Raw genomic sequence first — 20,888 nt, 5'->3', positions numbered from 1 at the left:
GATGAAACTCCTTTATAAATTTTGTTTACCTAAATTATAATTTATATAAATTTAAGCGTTAAATGCAATCATATAAGTGTTTTTCCTTTTAATTCAAGTCACTTTAGTTTACAATAAAAATGATAAAAACAAGGAGGCTTTTTCTAATGAAATATGCTGAAACTAAAAAGAATTTGAACCAATTGGTCGCAGATCTCAGTCAAATGGCAATGGTTATTCACCAAACACACTGGTATATGCGGGGTACGAATTTCTTAAAATTACATCCGTTAATGGATGAATTCATGGACGAGATCAACGCTCAGTTAGACGTGATCTCCGAACGTCTGATCGCCTTAGATGGTTCGCCGTATTCTACTTTGAGTCAAATGGCTGAACACACTGGCATCAAAGACGAGCCGGGCAACTGGAACAAGACAACGCCAGAACGGTTACAAACTTTATTAGACGATTACCGTTACTTAGAGAATGTTTACCAACAAGGAATTGACATTTCTGGCAAAGAAGACGACCTCAGCACTCAAGATATTCTGATCGGTTTCAAGACTGCGATCGAAAAGAAGATCTGGATGGTAGCAGCTGAGTTAGACCAAGCACCCCAAGTTGATGCTTAGTTAAAATTAGCGAGTATGGAAGCTGGGACAAGGTTAAATCGTCCCGGCTTTTTTGTGTCTGCGCGTAAGTTATTTAATCCTCGGCGACTACCCGCCAGCTTTCGCCGCTTGTTTAATTGCGTTGCACAAGGCAACAGTCTGTGTCTAGCTACGGCTAACAGCAAGTCCAAGCCCGACTTATTGTTAGTCTAGGCTAGTCCTCGCCTGTTAAGCGCCTTGCTCCACAGCTTGTTTAATTGCGCTGCGCCAAGCAACAGTCTGTGTCTAGCTACGGCTAACAACAAGTCTTAACCCGACTGATTGCCAGCCTAGGCTAGTCCTCAACTGTTAATCGCTTTGCTTCGCCGCTTGTTCTTTTATTATAACTTGTTATACTTTTAAAAGTAGCATTAATTTAAGCTGATTTGAGGAGTAACCATCATGAAATATCATAATTCTGTCACTAAGTTAGTCATTATTGCCGTTTTAGCAGCCGTTTCTTACCTGATCCGCTTCATTGCGGTTCCTATCATTCCTATCGTTCCGTACTTAAAAATCGAGTTTGCAGACGTTCCTGTTTTGCTGGGCTTTTTTGTTCTCGGTTCTTTCGGTGGCCTCAGCATTACCGTTTTACGTTCACTACTTTACCTATTGGTATCTGGGATCTCCTTACCTAACATCATCGACGTGGGTACCGAAGTTTTCTCGACTCTCGCTTTATGTTTGCCAATTTACTGGTTGCTGGTAAAAAATCCTGCACCCCATTTTGCCGCTTACTTGCGGGCGATCTGTTGTGGCACTTTAGTTTTGACGGCGATCTTGGCTGTGGGCAACATCACCGTGATCTTGCCCGCCTACATGAATGCTTTAGGCATGAAATTAAGTCTGCCTATCTGGCAGGTCGTACTCTTCGGTGTAGTTCCTTTTAACTTGCTCAAAGGTGTGCTAGAAGGAACGGTTTTTGCGCTGATTTATGCTAAACTGTTTGACTGGCTGAAACGAGAACAGATCCGAGGCAAGGACTAAACTTATCGTAAATTTCGGTAAAATTAGAGCTAAATCAACCAATTTGACGTTGCTAGCAGTTATAATCAGCTATAGAAGGATTGTTTAGTGAAAGAGAGGAAGCAGCATGATCAAAAGAACGGCGCCTTTTATCACGCCCTTTGCCATTTTTTCGGCGGTGCTTGCGCTAGGAGCCACCAACGTGGTCGTTAATAAAGCGACACATACTTCCGAAGGAGCCGCTCGTAGTAGTGTGAGTTCTGTCGTTTCTAGCAGTTACAGTTCGCAACAGGAACCTAAAGAGCATTCTGCATCTAAGGGCACCGAAGACCAAAGTTCCGCGGCCGCTACAACTAGCAGTGTGCAAGAGTCGAGTTCTGCGGCGCAGGTTGATAATGATTCGAGTAGTCACAGCGATAATAATGTGACTCAGACCGAACAAAATTCCAGTTCTACTGGCAGCACCAATAGCAGTTCGAGTCAAAATCAAACGACTACCGCAAACGACCAACAAAATTCTGCGGGGAACCAACAAGACCAAACGACTGAACAAGGAGGGGGACAATAATGTTTAGTATTTTTCAGACGATTGCGACCTCACTTGGCTATGTTAACTTAAGCGTTAAAATTAAAAATCGGATCTATACGATTTTGGCCTGCCTGGGTAATTTTTACCTGTTATATATTTCCTATCGTTTTTTCAAAAATGGTTTTTGGCTGCGGGGAACCCTATTTATCCTCGCGTTTTTAGTGATCGCCTATTTTACCTACCTGAATATCATGTACTATTTTACCAAGCAAAAGGCTAAACTGGATATTTCGCCTAAGATCGAGCAGCTTTTACACCTGCAAAGTAAAGACCCGCTCAGTGAGGTTCAGGCTAAAAAGAAGGCACAGCCGGGCTTCGTGCAAACTAACGGGATCTTTAAAGACGAGCATTTTTTACCGGCAACGCTGAATTTTTCGCAGCAGCAACGCCAAAATATTCAACGGGTAGTTCAGCAATTGTTGGAGTTAGATTTCTTACAGTTGGACTACGGCGGCTTGAGTGAACAGCAGATCTTTGAAAAAGCCAGCGCTACTAATGAAGGGGTGTTGGCGTTAGGTGAGCCCGTTGCTTTGCCGTATTTTGAATTGCAACAAAACGAAGAAGGGTTGCAGCTGTGGGGAGGCGTTAACCAGATCAACAAGCTGGAATTAGCGACGATCACCACGGTAGGGTTGTTGCCAGCTAAACAAGCGGTGGTCAAGTATGAGTTGTACTTGGCGGCGGCAGTGTTGAGCGGAGGGCCACAAAAAGTTGCCGGTCGCCAAACGACGGTCGTGCACGAACGGCCGTTTGAAGTTCAGATCCGGTTGGTTTACCGGCCTAAGGAAAAATAAGAATAATAAGTAAGGATGTCATCGGGGTCGATTTCATGTAGTTGGGCGTTAAAACCGCCTAAACTGCGAGAAACCGGCCTCTTTTTTATTGATAAATTAATATTACATTGTACTTTTGAACTGACATGTTAATGTTAGTTAAATTAGCTGAATAGTAAGTACTACTATAAAAAAATGGTGTGGCTAAAAAATTTAAAAAATTAAAAATGCCGTCATTTCAACCTTTGAGTCGGTTTTTAGTGCTGAAATAGCCGTCAAAAATGTTAAGCCCCCTGTATAATACTTGCAATTGGGATAGTTTTTCTCTAAAATTAAAATCAATTAACTTGCAATTAAAGTTAAAATAATTAGAAAAACAGCAGAAAGTAGGCGGTACTTATGGCAATGATCGAATTCAAGAACGTAGAGAAGTATTATGGCGAATTTCACGCACTGCACAATATTAACTTGCAGGTGCAGCAGGGTGAAGTTGTTGTGGTCATTGGCCCTTCGGGTTCTGGTAAAAGTACCTTGATCAGAACGATCAACGGCTTAGAAACTTTTTCTTCTGGTCAGCTACTTGTTAACGGTATGGATCTAGCGGATAAGAAAACGGATATGAACCTGCTACGTAAAAACGTCGGGATGGTTTTTCAGCACTTTAACCTTTATGAAAATAAATCGGTACTAGAAAATATCATGTTGGCGCCTAAATTGGTGCTCAAACGCGATGAAAAAGAAAATAAAGAAATCGCGTTGCAATACTTAAAATTAGTCGGGCTGCAAGATAAGATCGACTCGCGTCCCCGTCAGTTATCGGGGGGCCAACAACAGCGAGTGGCGATCGCCCGTTCACTAGCGATGCGGCCGAAGGTGATGTTATTTGACGAGCCGACTAGTGCGTTGGATCCGGAAATGATCGATGACGTGTTAAACGTAATGAAAAAAATCGCCGAAACAACAGACATGACGATGGTAGTCGTGACTCACGAGATGGGATTTGCCCGTGAGGTGGCCGATCGGGTAATTTTTGTCGATCAAGGTCAGATTGTGGAGGATTCGCCTGCCGAGGAATTTTACCAACACCCGCAAGAAGAACGTGCGCGGCAATTTTTGAGCAAAATTATCGTGCACAAGTAAGGGGGCAATAGTATGGCAAAGCGATTTAAACAAGTTCTCACTTTATTAGGAATGGCGCTGCTTTTAGTCGGGCTTTCCGGCTGTGGGCAAAAAAAGCAGGTCAACGTCTACCAACAGACTAAGCAAAAAAAAGAGATCGTCTGGGGCGTTAAGGCCGACACCCGTCTGTTCGGTCTGATGAACGTTAAGACCGGCAAGATCGAAGGCTTCGATATCGATTTGGCGCGGGCGATCACTAAACAAATGTACGGCAAGGACGCTAAAGCCAAATTCGTCCAAACGACGGCTAAGACTAAGGTGCCGTTGCTTAAAGACGGTAATATCGATGCTGTTGCAGCCGCGATGACGATCACGCCTGACCGGGCTAAGATCGTTGATTTTACCCAGCCATATTTTGGCGCCGGGCAGTCGATCCTGGTTAAGAAGGGGAGCCCATACCATAAGATTCAAGACCTTAATCAAAATGGGATCAAGGTAATGGCCGTTAAAGGAACGACGGCGGTCGACAACGTGCACAAATTTGCACCGAAGGCCAAAGTGTTGGAGCTTGACGATTATGCTCAGGCATTTACCGCGCTGAAATCTAGTCAGGGACAGGCGATGACGACTGATAACGGGATCTTATATGGGATCGCAAAGCAAAATCCTAGTTATTACGTTACCGGCGGGGTCTTTACCCACGAGCCTTATGGTTTAGCGGTCGATAAGGGACAAGGACAGATGCGTGATCACATCGATAAAGCACTAGACCAGCTGCAAAAAAAAGGGACCTATGAACGGTTAATGTACAAGTGGTTCGGTGGTATCCCTGGCTTTAGTGTGAAGGAGGTCGAAGAGCAATGATCCAAGTCTTAATTAATAATTGGCCTACGTTTTTAACGGGTTTTGGTAATACCTTACTGTGCAGTGTGATCGCCTTGTTCTTTTCGTTAATAATCGGGGCTAGTTTTGCCATTTTAGAAACTTTACCTAACAAATTTTTGCGTGGGGTCGCTCACGTTTATATCGAAATTTTTCGTAACATTCCCTTGCTGGTGATCACGATGTTTTTTTACGTGGTCGTGCCACAGTATGTCGTTAAAATTTCGGGTTTTACCGCCGGGACGATCGGGTTAACGCTTTACACTTCTTCGTTTATCGCGGAAACGGTGCGGGCGGGAATTCAGGCCGTCGATCCCGGGCAAATGGAAGGCGCGCGGGCTAACGGGTTAACTTACTGGCAGTCAATGCGTTATATTGTCTTGCCACAAGCCTTTCGTTTGGTGATCCCGCCTTTGGGTAACCAGTTTATCAACCTGATCAAGAATTCGTCGGTCCTCGCCTTTGTAGCCGGTTTTGATTTGATGTATCAGGGCGATGCGTTGGCATCTGCGACCTTCGATACCTTTAATACCTACTTGGTAGTCGGGGTCTTTTACCTGATCATCACGTTACCGATGAGTTATTACATGCGGTATTTGGAAAAGAAATTGGCTTAGGGGGTGAACGAAAATGGGAATTTTAAGTAGTGCTTATTCGTGGATCAACATTAAATTTTTGCTAGCTGGCTTGGGTATCACGCTGGAAGTTTCACTGATTTCGATCGTATTGAGCTTTATTATCGGTCTGATCTTGGGAATCATTCGCTACGTCAAATTTAAGTACGTCTCTGCCATAGTTGGTTTTGTGATCGACATTATCCGAAACCTACCGCTCCTATTGATCATTTTCTTCGCTTACTTCGCTTTACCGAAAACGGGTTTGCGCATGACGCCGATGGCTGCGGCGATCACCGCGCTAGTGGTCTTTGAGTCGGCAATGTTAGCCGAGATCGTGCGCAGTGGGATCATCGCGGTCGATCCGGGGCAGATGGAAGGTGCGCGGGCTAATGGCCTGACTTACTGGCAGGCGATGAACCATATCATATTACCGCAGGCTTTAAGAAAAATGATTCCGCCGTTGGTCTCGCAGTTTATTTCACTGATCAAAGACACTTCGTTAGCGACGATCATCGTGTTGCCGGAATTGTTGTACCGCGCGCAGATCATTTACGGACAAGATACGCGTTACATTTTGCCGATGTACCTGATCATTGCGGTGATGTATTTTGTTGTTTGCTACGCGTTGTCACTGGTAGCCAGTCACTTGGAAAAACAGTTAGGTTAAAAAGCTGACACTAAAAAAGGGTGGAGCTGGGACAAAACTTCGTTTTGTTCCAGCTCCATTTTGGTTTTCCGTAAATAATAGACTTAATCGCGTTCATCAAGCCAGCAGTCTAGGTCCTAAGGACACTGACAAACAAATCAAAGTACAAGATTTTTTTGTCAGTGCCACTTAGTCCACGACCGCTAACCGGCTTGACTCACAACTTGTTTGATCGTGCTCCAAAAAGCAGCAGTTTGCGCCTAGCTACGTTTCAAAATAAAACCAAAGTTCAAATTTTACTTTGAAACTAGGCTAGTGCTCGACTGCTAAACGCTTTTTGTCACAACTCCCTTTTTTTTAGTGTCTTATTTTCCTGCAAGCATAGATTAAGTCGCGCTCCGAAAAAAACAAGTTCAGGCTTTACTTTCTAGCTAGGTTAATCCTCAGTGGCTAACCACCAGCTTTCGCAGCTTGATTTAATTGCGCTACGCAAGGCAACAGTTTTAATCTAGCTACGTCCAGCAAAAGCCGAAAAGCGACTTCTGCTGGCCTAGGCTAGCTCGCAACTGCTGGACGCCTTGCTCCGCAGCTTGTTCATAATTGCGCTCGTCCAGCCAGCAGTCTAGGTCCTAAGGACACTGAACACCAAATCCAAGTACATGATTTGCCGTTCAGTGCCACTTAGTCCACGACTGCTGAGCAGCTGGCCTCGCAGCTTGTTCTTGACTTTCCATTCTATTTAGAAGATAATCTAATTAGAAATATTTCTAATTAGGTTAAAGGAGCCATGCCATGCAATTTGAGCGCAGTTTTAAAGCCCTAGCCGATCCGGCGCGGCGCGAAATTTTACAATTACTAAAGCATCACAGAATGTCTGCTGGCGAGATCGCACAGCACTTCGACATGACCGCAGCGACGATTTCATATCACCTGAAAGTCTTGAAGCAAGCCGATTTGGTCTGGGAGCAACGCGAGAAAAATTTTGTCTATTACTATTTGAACACTTCGTTAGTCGAAGAGTTGATCAACTGGTTATTGAATTTGAAGGAGGATAAATCATGAACGATAGCAAACGAATTTTAGGTTGGTCGCTGCTACTCAATTTAGTCCCACTGATATGGGGAAGTGTTGCCTGGACACAACTGCCAGCCAATATCGCGGTCCATTTTACGACAGGAGACCAAGCTAATGGTTGGGTCAGCAAGTCGGTGGTAGTTTTCGGGATCCCGTTAGCTGCGGTGTGTTTGGAAGTGCTGGTTTTTGTGTTGGCTAAAAAGGACCTGCACCAACGGGCAGTTGCACTACCACTCTGGCTGATCCCCTTGTTAAATATTGGCGTATTGAGTTTGCTTTATCAACGGGCGTTAGGCAGTAAAGTGGGGATCGGCTGGGGTTGCAACCTATTGACCGCGGCGGTATTTTGGGTATTAGCTAACTACCTGCATAAGGTCAAACCCAACCGCACGTTTGGCATCAAGTGCAAGTGGACTTTGAATAGCGTCACTAACTGGGAGAAAACCAATCATTTTGCTAGTTGGGTCTTTTTAATACTAGGATTATTATTTGTAGCTAACGCGTGGTGGCAGCAAACGACAATAGTTTACCTGGTAGTGCTCGGTGCTTTGTTACCGTACGGTTATTCGTGGCTACTCAGCAAAAAGCAAAAAGGATAGTGATAGTGCGCTATTGTTTACCAGTGGCTTCAAATGAACGCAATTGTTGTGCCAACTGTGCGGTGACTTGTGCGGTGATCTTGGTACCTGTTTGCTCATAGCTGGTGCTGATAATATCTGCTTGGGTATTTAATAGTTCCAGGTAGCGACCTTGGTCGTAGGGGATCACAAAGGTGTGCAACTCGTAATCCTTGGTTAACTCGCGACTGATCGCGTCTGCCAATACTTTGACGGAATCTTGATCATAAGCACAGTAAGTAACCTGGTCGCCCACAGCGGTCGGGTAAGTGAGGTCAGGAGCTTGGTCGGCTTTGTTAAACGCGTATATCATCGGGATGTCGGTGACTCCGATTGCGGCTAAGGTTTCTTTAGTAGTCTGCATCATGTCTTGGGCGTGCGGGTCGGAGGCGTCGATCACTTGGACTAACAAATCGGCGTTTGCGGCTTGAGCCAAGGTAGTTTTAAAAGCAGCGATCAGTTGGTGGGGTAAATTAGAAACGAAACCGACCGTGTCGCTGAGTAAAATTTGCTGGTGTTTTTTGAGGGTGATTTGGCGCACGGAGGTGTCTAACGTAGCAAAAAGCATGTCTTTGACGCCGACTTTTTTGGTGGGGTCGCTGTCGCTTAGTGCTAGTAAGGCGTTCATGGTGGTAGACTTGCCCGCGTTAGTGTAGCCTACTAATGCCACGGATTTAAGTCCCGAGCGGTTACGTGCTTGACTTTTTGTGTCTTCTGCGCGCTTAATTTGCTCCAGCTGCTTTTTCAAGTGCGTGATTTGTTTTTCGATCGTCCGGCGGTTCAATTCGCTTTTCTTTTCGCCAGCCCCTTTGCTGGTAAAACTACCACCGTTACCCGCAGTCTGTTGGTCCAAGTCGGTGTTTTCGCGTAAACGGGGTAGCTGATAACTTAGAGTAGCCAGTTTGACTTGCAAGCGGGCTTCTTTAGTATGCGCACGTCTAGCAAAAATTGCGAGCACTAATGCGGTGCGGTCCCGAACGGTCAGTTGGGTCTCTTGTGCGATGTTAGTGAGCTGTGAAGGTGAGAGTTCGGCATTGATAAATAACAGTTCACATTCGTCGGCTTGTGCTAGCCGTTTGATCTCTGCCAGTTTGCCGCTGCCAAAGTACGTGGCACTGATAGGGTGTGCTAATTTTTGGGTCACGGTGCGAACGGGAGTATATTTGGCGGCCGTAACTAAGGCTTTGAGTTCGTTCATTTCGTACGCAAAATTAGGATTGCCATCATCTATTCCAGCCAGTAGTGCTTTTGTCATGCGATAACCTCTTTTTAAATCAAATTGTTATTATTCATTATACCATGGTAGGAAAATCGTTTTTTATTTAGCAAAATGATGCAAAAATTAAAATAAACTATTGATTTTAATTTAATTTTCATTTAAAATCTTAGTCAATCATTAGTTTTAATACATAGCGAGGGGGATTGACGAAATGAAATGGAAGAAGTTTTTGGCTGTAGGGACGGTCGCAGCCGCTGCGGCTTTTACGGCAGTAGCACTAGGAACCACCAACGCGAGCGCCAAACAGGTATTACACTGGGAAGATGCGGCTGAATTGCCAACGTTGGATCCTTCTAAGGTGACGGATAACGTTAGTATTAATGTTTTGAATAATACTAACGAAGGACTGTATCGGATCGGTAAAAATGGTGCGATCACACCGGGAATCGCTAAGTCAACGGAAGTTTCCTCCGATGGGTTAACTTATACGTTTAATTTGCGTAAATCAAAATGGTCAGATGGCACTCCACTAACTGCTAAGGATTTTGTTTATTCTTGGCAACGGACGGTTTCACCTAAAACTAACTCTGAATATGCCTATTTGTTTGACGGGGTTAAAAATGCCACGGAGATCGCAGACGGTAAAAAAGATATTAGCGAATTAGGGATCAAGGCTAATGGTGATTATCAATTAGTAGTTACTTTAGCAAAGCCAATTCCGTACTTTAAGAAGTTAATGGGCTTTGCTACTTTCTTTCCCCAACAGCAAAAAGCCGTGGAAAAGTACGGCAATAAGTACGGGACGGCCTCAAAATATATGGTTTACAACGGACCGTTTAAGGTAACTAAGTGGACGGGTTCAAACCTCAGCTGGAACGAAGTTAAAAATCCCCAGTACTGGGATAAAAAGCACGTTAAACTGGACGAAATTACCTATAAAATCAATAAAAGCCCTACAACCGGCTATAATTTATATCAGTCAGGTAAGTTAGATGGAGCACTTTTAGGTCAGCAACAGGCTAAACAGTTAAAGGGTAAAAAAGACTTTGTGGTGCGCAAAAACAGTTCGACCTTTTATTTCCAGTATAACCAAACTAAAAAAGCCTTTCAAAATAAGAAGATTCGGCAGGCAATTTCGCTTGCAGTTAACCGTAAACAGTTTGTTAATAAGGTGTTAGGCGATGGCTCAACGGTCGCTAAGGGCTTTGTTTCCCAGGGATTAGCAAGTAATAAAGGTAAGGATTTTGTCGATCAAGCCTACGTCAAAGCTGGGGTAACTGGTGATAAAAAGCAGGCTAAAAAGTTCTGGAAACAGGGAATGAAAGAAGTCGGACTCAAGAAACTTGACATTAACCTGTTGAGTGATGACACGGACGCGGCTAAAGATTCCACTGATTTTATCCAAAGCCAGATTGAGGACACTTTGCCAGGAGCTAAGGTGAATATCTCAAACGTACCGTTTAAGACACGTTTAAGTCGCTCGATCGACCGCAAATTTGACGTGGTTCTGACGGCTTGGAATGCTGATTTTGCCGATCCGATTACTTTCTTAGACTTGCTGACTTCTGATAATCCGCAAAATAACGGCATGTGGAAGAATTCCAAGTACGATGAATTGATTACCGCTGCCAAGTCGACCGACGCTGGTGATATCGATAAGCGTTGGGATGATATGGTTGAAGCGCAAAAGATTTTGCTCAAAGATCAAGGAATTGCACCTTTATACCAGCAAGCTAAAGCATGGGCAGTTAATCCAAAAGTTAAGAATATAATCTATAACACCGCGGGTGCTAACTATAACTTTAAGTACACTTATATTAAAAAGTAAGTAAACTGTTGTATAATGAAATAGCTAACTTGCAGGGAAAATTGGCACACTTTGTCAGTTTTCCCTGTTTCAGTCAAAAAAGGATGGAGCGCAAAAGATGAAAAAGTACTTATTAAAAAGGGTCCTTTACATGATACTTACCCTGTTTTTGGTTGCGACGATCACTTTTTTCCTGATGAAATTAATGCCGGGGACGCCGTATTCTAACCAGGAAAAAATGACCCCGCAACAAATTGCCATCATGAACAGGCAATACGGACTCAATAAACCGATTTGGCAGCAGTACTTGATTTATTTGGGAGGCATGTTGCACGGTGATTTGGGAACGTCGTTTCAGTTCAGCAACCAACCCGTTTCTTACCTGATCTCTAGTCGGATCGGGGCCTCGGCGCAATTAGGAGCCCAGGCGATGATCTTCGGGGTCTTTTTTGGAATTATTATTGGTTCGATCGCGGCGATCTACCATAATACGTGGATCGACACCACCGCTACAGTGTTATCGATCATCGGTAAGTCGGTCCCTAACTTCGTGTTAGCCGTGTTATTGCAATTTTATATCGCTCTGAAATTAGGTTGGCTGCCGATTGCCGACTGGGGTAGTTTTAGTTACACGATTTTACCAACGATTGCTTTAGGTGTCGGGCCGTTGGCGGAAACCGCGCGTTTTATTCGGACCGAGATGGTCGACGTGTTGAATTCCGATTATATTGAACTAGCTAAGGCCAAGGGACTCAATAAATTTGGTATCATTTATCATCACGCTTTGCGTAATAGTTTGATCCCACTGGTAACTTTAATTGGACCGTACACCGTGTCGTTGATGACCGGCTCGATGGTCGTGGAAAATATCTTTTCTATCCCAGGGATCGGGGAACAATACGTTAAGTCGATCACGACTAACGACTACCCGACGATCATGGGGGTAACGATGTTGTTTTCCGCAGGACTGGTAGTCGTCATTTTACTGACGGATATCATTTACGGTATTATCGATCCGCGGATCAGACTGGGAAGCGAGGATTAAGATGGCAGAAGAAAAAGTAACTTTAACGGCGGATGACTTTGCTCCGCTCAAACCGGCTGAAGAACAGCTAGATAACGCAAAGATCGCCGCACCTTCGTTGACCTTTACTCAGGATGCTTGGCGCAGGCTGCGGGCTAACAAGGGTGCCGTAGTTTCATTATTTGTCATTATTTTGTTGATGATCGTGGCGTTTGGCTCTACTCCGATCATTAACCATCAATCATTGATCAAATCCAGTCCGGAATACGCTAACTTGCCGGCTAAGATCCCGGGAGTTAACATCAACGGCCTCAACGGCAAGCTAAAGGTCGGTGGCGTTTGGACGGACGTTTACCAGCAAAATGGTGTTAGCAAAAACGTGCATTTCTTGTTGGGGACAGATTATTTAGGACATTCACTGGCACAACGGATCATTTACGGGACTAAGATCTCGCTGATCGTGGCGTTAGTCGCGACCTTTTTGGACCTGGCGATCGGGGTGACTTACGGGATCGTTTCCGGCTGGATGGGGGGCCGGGTCGACACCGTGATGCAGCGGATCATCGAAGTGATTTCTTCGGTGCCGCAGCTGGTGATCGTGGTGTTGATGCTGATCGTTTTAAAACCCGGGATGACTTCGATCATCTCTGCGCTGGCAATTTCCGAATGGACGACGATGGCGCGGATGATCAGAGCCGAAACGCTGTCGCTCAAAAACGAAGAGTACGTACTAGCTGCACGAACACTGGGTGAATCCAGCGGTCGGATAGCGTGGAAACATTTGGTGCCTAACCTATCGAGTATCATCATCATTCAAACGATGTACACGATCCCTAATGCGATCTTCTTTGAAGCCTTTTTGAGCTTTATCGGAATCGGGATCTCGGCACCGCAGACTTCTTTGGGTGTGTTGTTAAACGAGGGACAAAAGAATTTTCAATTTTTGCCGTATCAGATGTGGTACCCAGCGATCGTGCTAGTCATTTTGATGATCGCGTTCAACTTATTGGGTGACGGTTTGCGTGACGCATTTGACCCACGGACGAGAAGGTAGGGCAGATTATGAGTGAAAAAATTCTGGAAGTTAAGAATTTAAAAATCAACTTTAAAACTTATGCTGGTGAAGTACAGGCGATCCGCGACGTCAGTTTTCATCTCAACAAAGGTGAGACGTTGGCAATCGTGGGTGAGTCGGGTTCTGGCAAGTCGGTAACGACTAAAAGCCTGATGGGCCTACTGGCTAATAACGCGGAAGTTAAGGGCGGCCAAATTATCTATCACGGCGAAGATCTCTTGCAAAAATCGGAAAAACAAATGCAAGATATCCGGGGCAAAAATATTGCCATGATTTTCCAAGATCCGATGACGTCTTTGGACCCGACGATGAAAATTGGGCGCCAGATTGCTGAACCGTTATTAAAACATAAACATTTGGGAAAGAAAAAAGCGATGGACCAGGCATTAGAGGTGTTAAAACTAGTTGGTATCGACCATCCCGAGCAGCGCTTTAACGAATACCCGCACCAATTTTCTGGTGGGCAGCGCCAACGGATCGTGATCGCGATTGCCTTGATCTGTTACCCGGAAATTTTATTAGCCGACGAACCGACGACCGCGTTGGACGTGACGATTCAAGCCCAAATTTTGGACCTAATGAAGGAGCTACAAAATAAAATTGGCACGTCGATCATCTTTATCACCCATGATTTGGGCGTAGTAGCGGGGATGGCCGATCGGGTAGCCGTGATGTATGCCGGACAAATTATCGAATACGGCACGGTCGATGAGATCTTCTACGATCCTAAACACCCGTACACGTGGGGCTTGTTAAATTCGATGCCTACGTTAAATAGCACCAATTTAGCGGCGATCCCCGGGTCACCGCCGGATTTATTGGACCCGCCGAAGGGGGATCCTTTTGCCGCCCGCAATCCGTACGCGCTAAAGATCGACGTAAAACAGCAGCCGCCATTTTTCAAGGTGACACCGACGCACTACGCCGCAACGTGGTTATTACATCCGGATGCACCTAAAGTCACACCGCCGCCAGAAATTATCCGCCGGCAAGAACTTTACGCTCAAATGACCGTTCATTAGCGAAACGAGGAGGAAATTGCATGGCGCGTGAGAAAATATTAGAGGTCAAACACTTAAAACAGTATTTCGGTACTAAACAAGAGGTAGTTAAAGCCGTTGACGACGTTTCTTTTTCGGTTTACAGGGGTGAAACTTTCGGTCTAGTGGGTGAATCCGGTTCGGGGAAAACGACGACTGGACGCAGTATCATTCACTTATACGAACCGACCGACGGCCAGATCATCTTTGCGGGACAAGATGTTAGCCAGTTAAAAAGCAGGCAAGACAAGCTGGCGTTTACCCGCAAAATTCAGATGATCTTTCAGGACCCGTACGCCTCGCTTAATCCACGGATGACGGTCGCAGACATTATCGCCGAGGGACTAGACATTCACCATTTGGTCAAAGACAAGCAGGAAAGAAAGCAACGGGTGGCCCAGTTGTTAGAAACGGTCGGCTTAAATAAAGACCACGCCAGTCGCTACCCGCACGAATTTTCCGGGGGGCAAAGGCAGCGGATCGGGATCGCCCGGGCGTTAGCGGTCGAACCGGAATTTATTATCGCCGATGAACCGATCTCTGCGCTAGACGTTTCGATCCAAGCGCAGGTGGTCAATTTGTTGAAGGAATTGCAAGAAAAACAAGAGCTGACTTACTTATTTATCGCCCACGACCTGTCGATGGTCAAATACATCTCCGATCGCATCGGGGTGTTGCATTTCGGTAAGTTGTTGGAAGTCGGACCCGCTAACGAAGTTTACGAACAACCGTTGCACGATTATACGCGCAGTTTGATTTCGGCGGTTCCTGAACCAGACCCGGAATTTGAGCGGTCACGAAAACGGATCCCTTACGACAGCAAGACGGAAAAAGACTTGCCGGGACATCCGCGCAAACTACACGAGATCACGCCGCAACACTTTGTGCGTTGTAGCGAAGATGAGATCGCGGGCTACCAGCAAAAAGCGGAGCAAATGAAAAAACAAACTGTAACGACTGGTGCTTAGGTGCTGGTAATTGGATTTTATAAACTAAAGTTCGGGATAAAATGTAAGTTTGTTACGATTGCAGTGAAGAAATAAAAAATTTTGGTTTTGAAGCAGCAAAAAGCCAGCGCCTTGAGACGTTGGCTTTTTACATGGTGTTAAAATAAGTATGTTGTGGTAATAGAATTGCTACTTTTTTCTAATGAAAAACCACGTTAATAATAATCCAACAAGGGAAGCAAAGCTAATAAGTATCAGGTATAGTAAAATTCCGGAATGATGAATATTAAAAAAGAGGATGGCTAATGCAATTAATACAAAAATTAAAATAGCACAGATTGATTTTTTGAAGATGTTTTTTTCTGCGAAATCTTTAGCTACTGTCATATCTTGAAGTGATTCAAGGAAAAAAGTGATGAATAAAATTCCCAAGATAGGATGAGTGTAGACGTAATCGAAACCATGAACGAAAAAGTCATAAATGACAATGACAATTAACATGGAAGTTTGGAAATAGAAAAGAGCAGCCCTTAAATTTTGTCTTTTGTTTTTTAATCTTTCGTCATTTAGTTTTTTCATTATTTTTCCTCCGCTTAAATTATGTTAAAAGTTGGCTTAACTTAAAAGAAAGCGTTGACTTTTCCTTCTATTATATTATAATTTGATGATAATAACATTAAATATATCACAGGAGATGAAGTGAATGCATAAAAAAGCAGCGTTACTGACCATGATGTCTTTAGTTGCAGTGTTACTGGCGGGCTGTTCGCAGGGGAAAGCGACTAATAAACAGCAGATTACAATTATGGAACCGGGAGACTTGCAATCGCTGGACACGACTTCCGTAGCCGAACCGACGATGTGGGACATGTTATCCCAAACAGGTGAAGGTTTGTACCGGGTCAATGCCCACGATAAAGTCGTTGCAGCGGTGGCGACAAAACACGTAAAGCCGACAAACGACGGAAAGACGTACACTTTTAAAATCAGAAAAAACGCCAAGTGGAGTAACGGTAAGCCGGTGACCGCCCAAGACTTTATCACTGCTTGGCGGCGTTCGCTCAATCCGAAAGCTACGGCCGGTTATAGTTTTATTTTTGCTCCTATCAAAAACGCACCAGAGATCAGCGCGGGCAAAAAGCCGGCTGCGAGTTTGGGAGCGACTGCGCTTGATAGTAAAACGCTGCAAGTCCAGCTGACCCGCGCGGTGCCGTATTTTGATAAGTTACTGACGATGCCGGTCTTTTTCCCACAAAATACGAGTTACGTTCACCGTTACGGCGACCAGTACGCTACTAATTCTAAGACTTTTGTCAGTAACGGGCCGTTTAAAATTACCGGCTGGCAGGGAAACAATAAAAAGTGGCGGTTAATGAAAAATCCGTACTATTACGCTAAAAAAGAAATCAAATTGGACCAGATCAGTGTGCAAGTCGTAGCCGATTCCAACACCGCTTATAATTTGTATAAGACAGGTAAGCTCGATGTCGCTAAAGTGACGGGGACGACGGCTAAGGGATTACAGCAAAACTCTGACTTAAAACGCAATCCGATCGCTAGGACCTACTATTTGAGTTTTAATTTAGCCAAGGACGGACCGTTTAAGAACCAAAAATTGCGGCAGGCGCTTAATTTGGCAATCGACCGGGATAAATTGACTAATAACGTGGTCGGCGATGGGTCTAAACCAACGACTAACTATAGTAGTAAGCGATTAGCCGTTGATCCGACGACCGGTAAGGACTTCGGTAGCGAAACCAGCCCGCAGCTTAAGCATGATTTACCACAGGCCAAAAAATTATGGAATGAAGGAATTAAAGAGGAAGGCTTGGAGGGGCAGCCGCTGAAATTTAACCTAGTAGCCTACAACGAAACGATCACTAAGCAAGTCACCGAATACTTGCAAAGTGTGATCGAAGAAAACTTTCCGCACACTAAAGTAGTAGTCAACAATGCGGTTCCTAAAGTCTGGGCTAACGATGTGACTAACGGTAAATTCGATTTGAATTATGTTTTCTGGAATGCCGATTACTCCGACCCGATGAGTAACATGGAGAATCTGACCGTTGGCAATCCGAAAAATTACGGCAAGTACGATGATAATTATTACAACCAACAAGTCAACGCGGCTCGTTACCAAAATGGTAATGACCAAGAAAAGTACTGGGAAAACATGCGTAACGCGCAGCAACGTTTGAACCAAACGTTACCGCTGATCCCAATCTATAATCAAACCGAAAGTTTTCTGGTTAAGCCTAAGGTACACGGAGTTGTTTACCATGCTGTAGGGCAAAATGATTACACGAGAGCGTACGTAAAATAGAGTTGCTTTAACAAACTGTTACTTGTGGCAAACCAAAAGGGGGACTGGGACAAAACTCCGTTTTGTTCCAGTCCCCCTTTTGCTTTCCGTAAGTAATAGACTTAATCGCGTTCATCAAGCCAGCAGTCTAGGTCCTAAGGACACTGACAAACAAATCCAAGTACAGGATTTGCTTGTCAGTGCCACTTAGTCCACGACTACAAAACGGCTTGACTCACAGCTTGTTTGATCGTGCTCCAAAAAGCAGCAGTTTGCGCCTAGCTACGTCGCTGTTAAATGCCAAAATCGCAATTTGACACCGCCTAGGCTAATTCTCAACTGCTAACCGGCTTTCGTCCCAGCCTCCCTTTTTGATGAATAACGCTTTTTAAGCTGGAGCAGTAGTTCTAAGCATTTTATGGTTGGGGCGAATTAACTTTGTAAATATTTTCCCATTTGTGCTGGCGAATAGCGCTGGTCTCTGGCATTGACTTGGTCTAAGCCGATAAATTCATTGAATTGGGTGAAGTTTAGCATTTGGTCCTGAAATGCATTCGTTGTGCCGTTTTTTTGCAATACTTTTAATAGTCCTTGTTCGGCATGGGTTTGTGCGTAAGTCAATGCGGTGGGATGAGCTACGATATTGAACCCTAACTTTTCTAATTCGCTGGCTGAAGTAAGTGGAGTTTTGCCGCCTTCGATCATGTTAGCCATCAGCGGCGTATGAGGAAAATGTTCGTGAATAGTTTTTAATTCGGCTACGCTTTGCGGGGCTTCGATAAAAATTAAGTCTGCACCCGCGGCTTGGTAAAGTTTAGCGCGGTCAATGGCTTCTGCTAAGCCATAGATTGCGCGGGCATCGGTACGTGCCATGATCAAAAAATCGGTGTGTTTACGGGTTTGTACGGCGGCCTTGATTTTTGCTACCAAAACTGCAGGAGAGACCACCTGTTTACCTTCCATGTGACCACAAGATTTGGGCCAGACTTGATCCTCGATAAATAATCCCACGGCTCCAATCGCTTCGTAATTTGCTACGGTCCGGCGGACGTTAGCCGTGTCTCCGTAACCGGTATCTGCGTCTGCAAAAACGGGGATATTGACTGCGTTGATCAATTCTTGGGTACGTTCGAGAGAGACACCAAAATCGGTGATCCCGCGGTCTGGCAGGGCTAAAGCCGAGGCACTGGTTGCATAGCCGGCGGAAAAGAGGGCTTGAGCTCCCATTTTCTCGGCGATTTTTCCGGCTAAAGCGTCGGGAGCTACTAACATGCGGACGATCTTGCCGCTGTGGACGGCTTGGTCAAATTGGTGGCGCATTTGTTTATTTTTGAGCATCATTTTTCCTCCGATCAAAAGTAGTGATCAAGTCTTGTTGCTTTTTTTGTCCACTTTTAACAATTGCTCCCGCATCTATCCAAGCAAGAACAGCAACTTCTTGTTTTGGTGGTAGCCCCCAACCTAAAACTGGTAGTTTAGGGGCGGCGGCAATGATTTCTTGTAGCGTATCAACAGTAACTTCGCTGATTACGACTGCTTGAGCTCCTGCGTTTGCTGCGTAATGAATGCGTTGTAAAGTGCCGGCAATACCATAAGTCTTGCTGCCAGTTAATTTGACCCACAGAGCAGTTTCGGGGGCCCCTTCGATACTGGCCCGAATTTTTCCCACAAAATCAGCTGGGGTCGTTACTTGTGGCTTAAAAGTATGTGACGGGTATTTTTGGTCGTTTAAAAGCAGCACATCGGCGCCAGTGCATTCTAGCTTTTGGGCCGCATAATAAGTATTCAACGGGCTACCAAATCCGGATTGTAGGTCTAAAATTAGTGGCTTGGTTTTTGCCAAATTCATCTGCAGGGCAAAGCGGGAATATTCCGTAACTGAAAGTAACCCTTCGTCATCTGCGGCGATGATGTTTTGACTGGTCAGGTATCCCGATAAAAAGATGGCAGGAACACAAGTATGATTGAATTGGCGCAGGCTGACGCCGTCTCCTACCGAGGGGATCACTTGTCTCGGTGTTTGTTGTAAGGTTGTTAGTAATTTCATTGATTCATCCCTTCTTTGATCTTAGTAAAAAAGCTAGTCTTAAACGAAAATTGTAAGACTAGCTTAAATGGATTTAGCAAAAATAAATTAGTTACACTTTAGTTTTAATATTTATCCGTGCTCTCGTAATGGTCGAAGTATTCTACCGTGATCTTTTGGTCGTCAACGACCAATTTAGTCACCGAACCGTTGCGTGGCGCTTCGGTGGGGTCAAGCGTCGGGTCGAAATGACACGCGATGCTGCGGATCGTCGTGCCGTGGCTGACGACTAAGATATTGGTATTGTCTGTGGCGACTTGGCGCAATTTAGCAAAGCCGGCGTTGATCCTTTTCCAGTACTGTTGCGCGGTTTCTGCGTTGTGAAACGGGTCAGCAACATGGGCGAAGTCTTTGGTATCGTCGAGTGAATATTTGGTGACCATTTCCGCAAAATTGCGGCAACCGTGAGCGGCACCGATCATCAGCCAGGCTTGAGCCGAGTCGCTGCCTTCGTAGTAGCCATAGCTTTGTTCGCGAAATTCCGGCATTTCTACGGGATCCGGTAATTCGGGTGAAGCGACGTTTTCTTCTAACACGAAGTGACAGGTTTTCTGGGCACGTGTCGTATCGCTGTGAAAAACTTGCGCGAAATTAATGTGGCTCAAAAGTTGTCCGGCACGGTGACCGTCTTGCATTCCCTTAGGAGTCAATGGCGAATCACACCAGCCTTGCATTCGGTTATAGCGATTTAAGATAGTTTGTCCGTGGCGCACAAAGTAAACGTTAAATGACATAGTGAACTTCCTTTCACGTGGCAATGCTCAGTAAGCAAAATCTGTGGCAACTTTATCATAATAATCGACTGTGATCTGATGACCAGCTACGGTTAATTTAGTGACCGAGCCGTTTTGGGGCGAGACCAGCACCGGAATTTCCGGGGAAAAGAGGTGCACGATACTACGGATCGTCATCGAATGACTGACTATCAAGACCTTGTTTTTGTCCGCAACTTTATTCCGGAGGTAGTCAAAACCAACGCGTAATCGGCTCCAGTATTGACCGTCGTCTTCGGCGTCGTGAAATGGATCGGCTTCCTTGGTGAAATCGCGGGTCTGTCGTAACGAGTAATTATTAACGATGTCGGCAAAGCTACGACAGTTGTGCGCGGCACCGATCATGATCCAGGCTTGATGGGTATCGGCACCTTCAAAATACCCAAAACTTTGTTCACGAAAATTACGTAACTCAGCGGGTTGTAAGTCAGGTGAAACCTGATTTTCCGCTAAGATCAACTGGCAAGTTCGCTTAGCCCGGGTAGTGTCGCTGTAAAATGCATAATCGAAATGAGTGTGGGCTAAATTTTTGCCTGCCGTTTTGCCGTCTGCAATTCCCTTTTCAGTCAGCGGCGAATCACACCAGCCCTGTAAGCGGTGGTACTGATTAAAATCAGTCTGGCCGTGGCGCACGAGGTAGATCGTAAATGACATGTCAATTCCCCCTTGATAATAAGTTTGCTTAAGTCTAGTATACAGC

The 20,888-nt window shown here is 45.0% G+C and carries 22 protein-coding genes; 16 read left to right on the top strand and 6 right to left on the bottom strand.

Going from position 1 to position 20,888, the window contains the following annotated elements:
• The first annotated feature begins 146 nt into the window (after positions 1-146).
• The 10 genes from ACSYSK_RS07275 (at position 147) to ACSYSK_RS07230 (ending at position 7,897) form a co-directional block, all read left to right on the top strand.
• Positions 147-614 (top strand): Dps family protein, encoded by a 468-nt coding sequence (locus ACSYSK_RS07275; protein ID WP_491714482.1) that lies wholly within the window; start codon positions 147-149, stop codon positions 612-614.
• 420 nt (positions 615-1,034) lie between these two features.
• Positions 1,035-1,619, top strand: a complete 585-nt coding sequence (locus ACSYSK_RS07270; protein ID WP_491714481.1) for an ECF transporter S component — start codon at positions 1,035-1,037, stop codon at positions 1,617-1,619.
• A 106-nt stretch (positions 1,620-1,725) separates the two neighbouring features.
• Entirely contained in the window at positions 1,726-2,166 is a 441-nt protein-coding gene (locus ACSYSK_RS07265) for a hypothetical protein (protein ID WP_491714480.1), read from the top strand.
• Complete coding sequence (locus ACSYSK_RS07260; RefSeq protein ID WP_491714479.1) at positions 2,166-2,981, top strand: DUF6681 family protein; 816 nt, start codon at positions 2,166-2,168, stop codon at positions 2,979-2,981. The genes ACSYSK_RS07265 and ACSYSK_RS07260 overlap by 1 nt, the downstream gene beginning before the upstream one ends.
• A 378-nt stretch (positions 2,982-3,359) precedes the next feature.
• Positions 3,360-4,100, top strand: coding sequence for an amino acid ABC transporter ATP-binding protein (locus tag ACSYSK_RS07255; RefSeq protein ID WP_491714478.1), 741 nt, complete (start codon positions 3,360-3,362; stop codon positions 4,098-4,100).
• A 12-nt stretch (positions 4,101-4,112) separates the two neighbouring features.
• On the top strand, positions 4,113-4,943 hold the full coding sequence (locus ACSYSK_RS07250) for a transporter substrate-binding domain-containing protein (RefSeq protein ID WP_491714477.1): 831 nt from the start codon (positions 4,113-4,115) through the stop codon (positions 4,941-4,943).
• Positions 4,940-5,578 (top strand): amino acid ABC transporter permease, encoded by a 639-nt coding sequence (locus ACSYSK_RS07245; protein ID WP_491714476.1) that lies wholly within the window; start codon positions 4,940-4,942, stop codon positions 5,576-5,578. Before ACSYSK_RS07250 ends, ACSYSK_RS07245 begins: the two co-directional genes overlap by 4 nt.
• Before the next feature lie 13 nt (positions 5,579-5,591).
• Positions 5,592-6,245: an amino acid ABC transporter permease gene (locus ACSYSK_RS07240; RefSeq protein ID WP_491714475.1), complete on the top strand. Its 654-nt coding sequence runs from the start codon at positions 5,592-5,594 to the stop codon at positions 6,243-6,245.
• A gap of 771 nt (positions 6,246-7,016) precedes the next feature.
• Entirely contained in the window at positions 7,017-7,286 is a 270-nt protein-coding gene (locus ACSYSK_RS07235; protein ID WP_491714474.1) for an autorepressor SdpR family transcription factor, read from the top strand.
• Positions 7,283-7,897: an SdpI family protein gene (locus ACSYSK_RS07230; RefSeq protein WP_491714473.1), complete on the top strand. Its 615-nt coding sequence runs from the start codon at positions 7,283-7,285 to the stop codon at positions 7,895-7,897. Before ACSYSK_RS07235 ends, ACSYSK_RS07230 begins: the two co-directional genes overlap by 4 nt.
• Positions 7,898-7,907: 10 nt before the next feature.
• Here the strand turns inward: ACSYSK_RS07230 and hflX are convergent, their stop codons facing one another.
• Positions 7,908-9,170 carry a GTPase HflX gene (gene hflX, locus ACSYSK_RS07225; RefSeq protein ID WP_491714472.1) on the bottom strand — a complete coding sequence of 421 codons (1,263 nt, stop codon included), beginning with the start codon at positions 9,168-9,170 and terminating at the stop codon, positions 7,908-7,910.
• Between the two features lie 175 nt (positions 9,171-9,345).
• Between hflX and ACSYSK_RS07220 the strand changes: the two genes are divergently transcribed.
• From ACSYSK_RS07220 to ACSYSK_RS07200, 5 genes are all read left to right on the top strand, one after another.
• Positions 9,346-10,962: a peptide ABC transporter substrate-binding protein gene (locus ACSYSK_RS07220; protein WP_491714471.1), complete on the top strand. Its 1,617-nt coding sequence runs from the start codon at positions 9,346-9,348 to the stop codon at positions 10,960-10,962.
• 97 nt (positions 10,963-11,059) lie between these two features.
• Positions 11,060-11,986: an oligopeptide ABC transporter permease gene (gene opp3b / locus ACSYSK_RS07215; protein ID WP_491714470.1), complete on the top strand. Its 927-nt coding sequence runs from the start codon at positions 11,060-11,062 to the stop codon at positions 11,984-11,986.
• Between the two features lies 1 nt (position 11,987).
• On the top strand, positions 11,988-13,019 hold the full coding sequence (locus ACSYSK_RS07210; protein WP_491714469.1) for an ABC transporter permease: 1,032 nt from the start codon (positions 11,988-11,990) through the stop codon (positions 13,017-13,019).
• A gap of 8 nt (positions 13,020-13,027) precedes the next feature.
• Positions 13,028-14,062, top strand: coding sequence for an ABC transporter ATP-binding protein (locus ACSYSK_RS07205; RefSeq protein WP_491714468.1), 1,035 nt, complete (start codon positions 13,028-13,030; stop codon positions 14,060-14,062).
• A 20-nt stretch (positions 14,063-14,082) separates the two neighbouring features.
• Entirely contained in the window at positions 14,083-15,048 is a 966-nt protein-coding gene (locus ACSYSK_RS07200) for an ABC transporter ATP-binding protein (RefSeq protein ID WP_491714467.1), read from the top strand.
• A 168-nt stretch (positions 15,049-15,216) separates the two neighbouring features.
• Here ACSYSK_RS07200 and ACSYSK_RS07195 read toward each other — a convergent pair whose 3' ends face one another.
• The gene (locus ACSYSK_RS07195; protein ID WP_491714466.1) at positions 15,217-15,606 is read right to left on the bottom strand and encodes a hypothetical protein; all 390 of its coding nucleotides are present in this window, start codon (positions 15,604-15,606) and stop codon (positions 15,217-15,219) included.
• Positions 15,607-15,730: 124 nt separating this feature from the next.
• On the opposite strand from ACSYSK_RS07195, the gene ACSYSK_RS07190 reads away from it, so the two are divergent.
• On the top strand, positions 15,731-17,350 hold the full coding sequence (locus tag ACSYSK_RS07190) for a peptide ABC transporter substrate-binding protein (protein WP_491714465.1): 1,620 nt from the start codon (positions 15,731-15,733) through the stop codon (positions 17,348-17,350).
• Positions 17,351-17,761: 411 nt separating this feature from the next.
• On the opposite strand, the gene ACSYSK_RS07185 is transcribed toward ACSYSK_RS07190, so the two are convergent.
• The 4 genes from ACSYSK_RS07185 to ACSYSK_RS07170 form a co-directional block, all read right to left on the bottom strand.
• The gene (locus ACSYSK_RS07185) at positions 17,762-18,670 is read right to left on the bottom strand and encodes an isocitrate lyase/PEP mutase family protein (RefSeq protein WP_491714464.1); all 909 of its coding nucleotides are present in this window, start codon (positions 18,668-18,670) and stop codon (positions 17,762-17,764) included.
• Positions 18,654-19,376, bottom strand: a complete 723-nt coding sequence (locus ACSYSK_RS07180) for an isocitrate lyase/phosphoenolpyruvate mutase family protein (protein WP_491714463.1) — start codon at positions 19,374-19,376, stop codon at positions 18,654-18,656. Before ACSYSK_RS07180 ends, ACSYSK_RS07185 begins: the two co-directional genes overlap by 17 nt.
• Positions 19,377-19,480: 104 nt before the next feature.
• Positions 19,481-20,149: a histidine phosphatase family protein gene (locus ACSYSK_RS07175; protein WP_491714462.1), complete on the bottom strand. Its 669-nt coding sequence runs from the start codon at positions 20,147-20,149 to the stop codon at positions 19,481-19,483.
• Between the two features lie 27 nt (positions 20,150-20,176).
• Positions 20,177-20,842: a histidine phosphatase family protein gene (locus ACSYSK_RS07170; protein WP_491714461.1), complete on the bottom strand. Its 666-nt coding sequence runs from the start codon at positions 20,840-20,842 to the stop codon at positions 20,177-20,179.
• Positions 20,843-20,888: the final 46 nt, after the last annotated feature.

The sequence above is a fragment of the Ligilactobacillus sp. ESL1201 genome, assembly GCF_058503265.1.
Note: the sequence above shows the minus strand (reverse complement) of the source record. Positions and strands in the feature narration are given on the sequence as shown.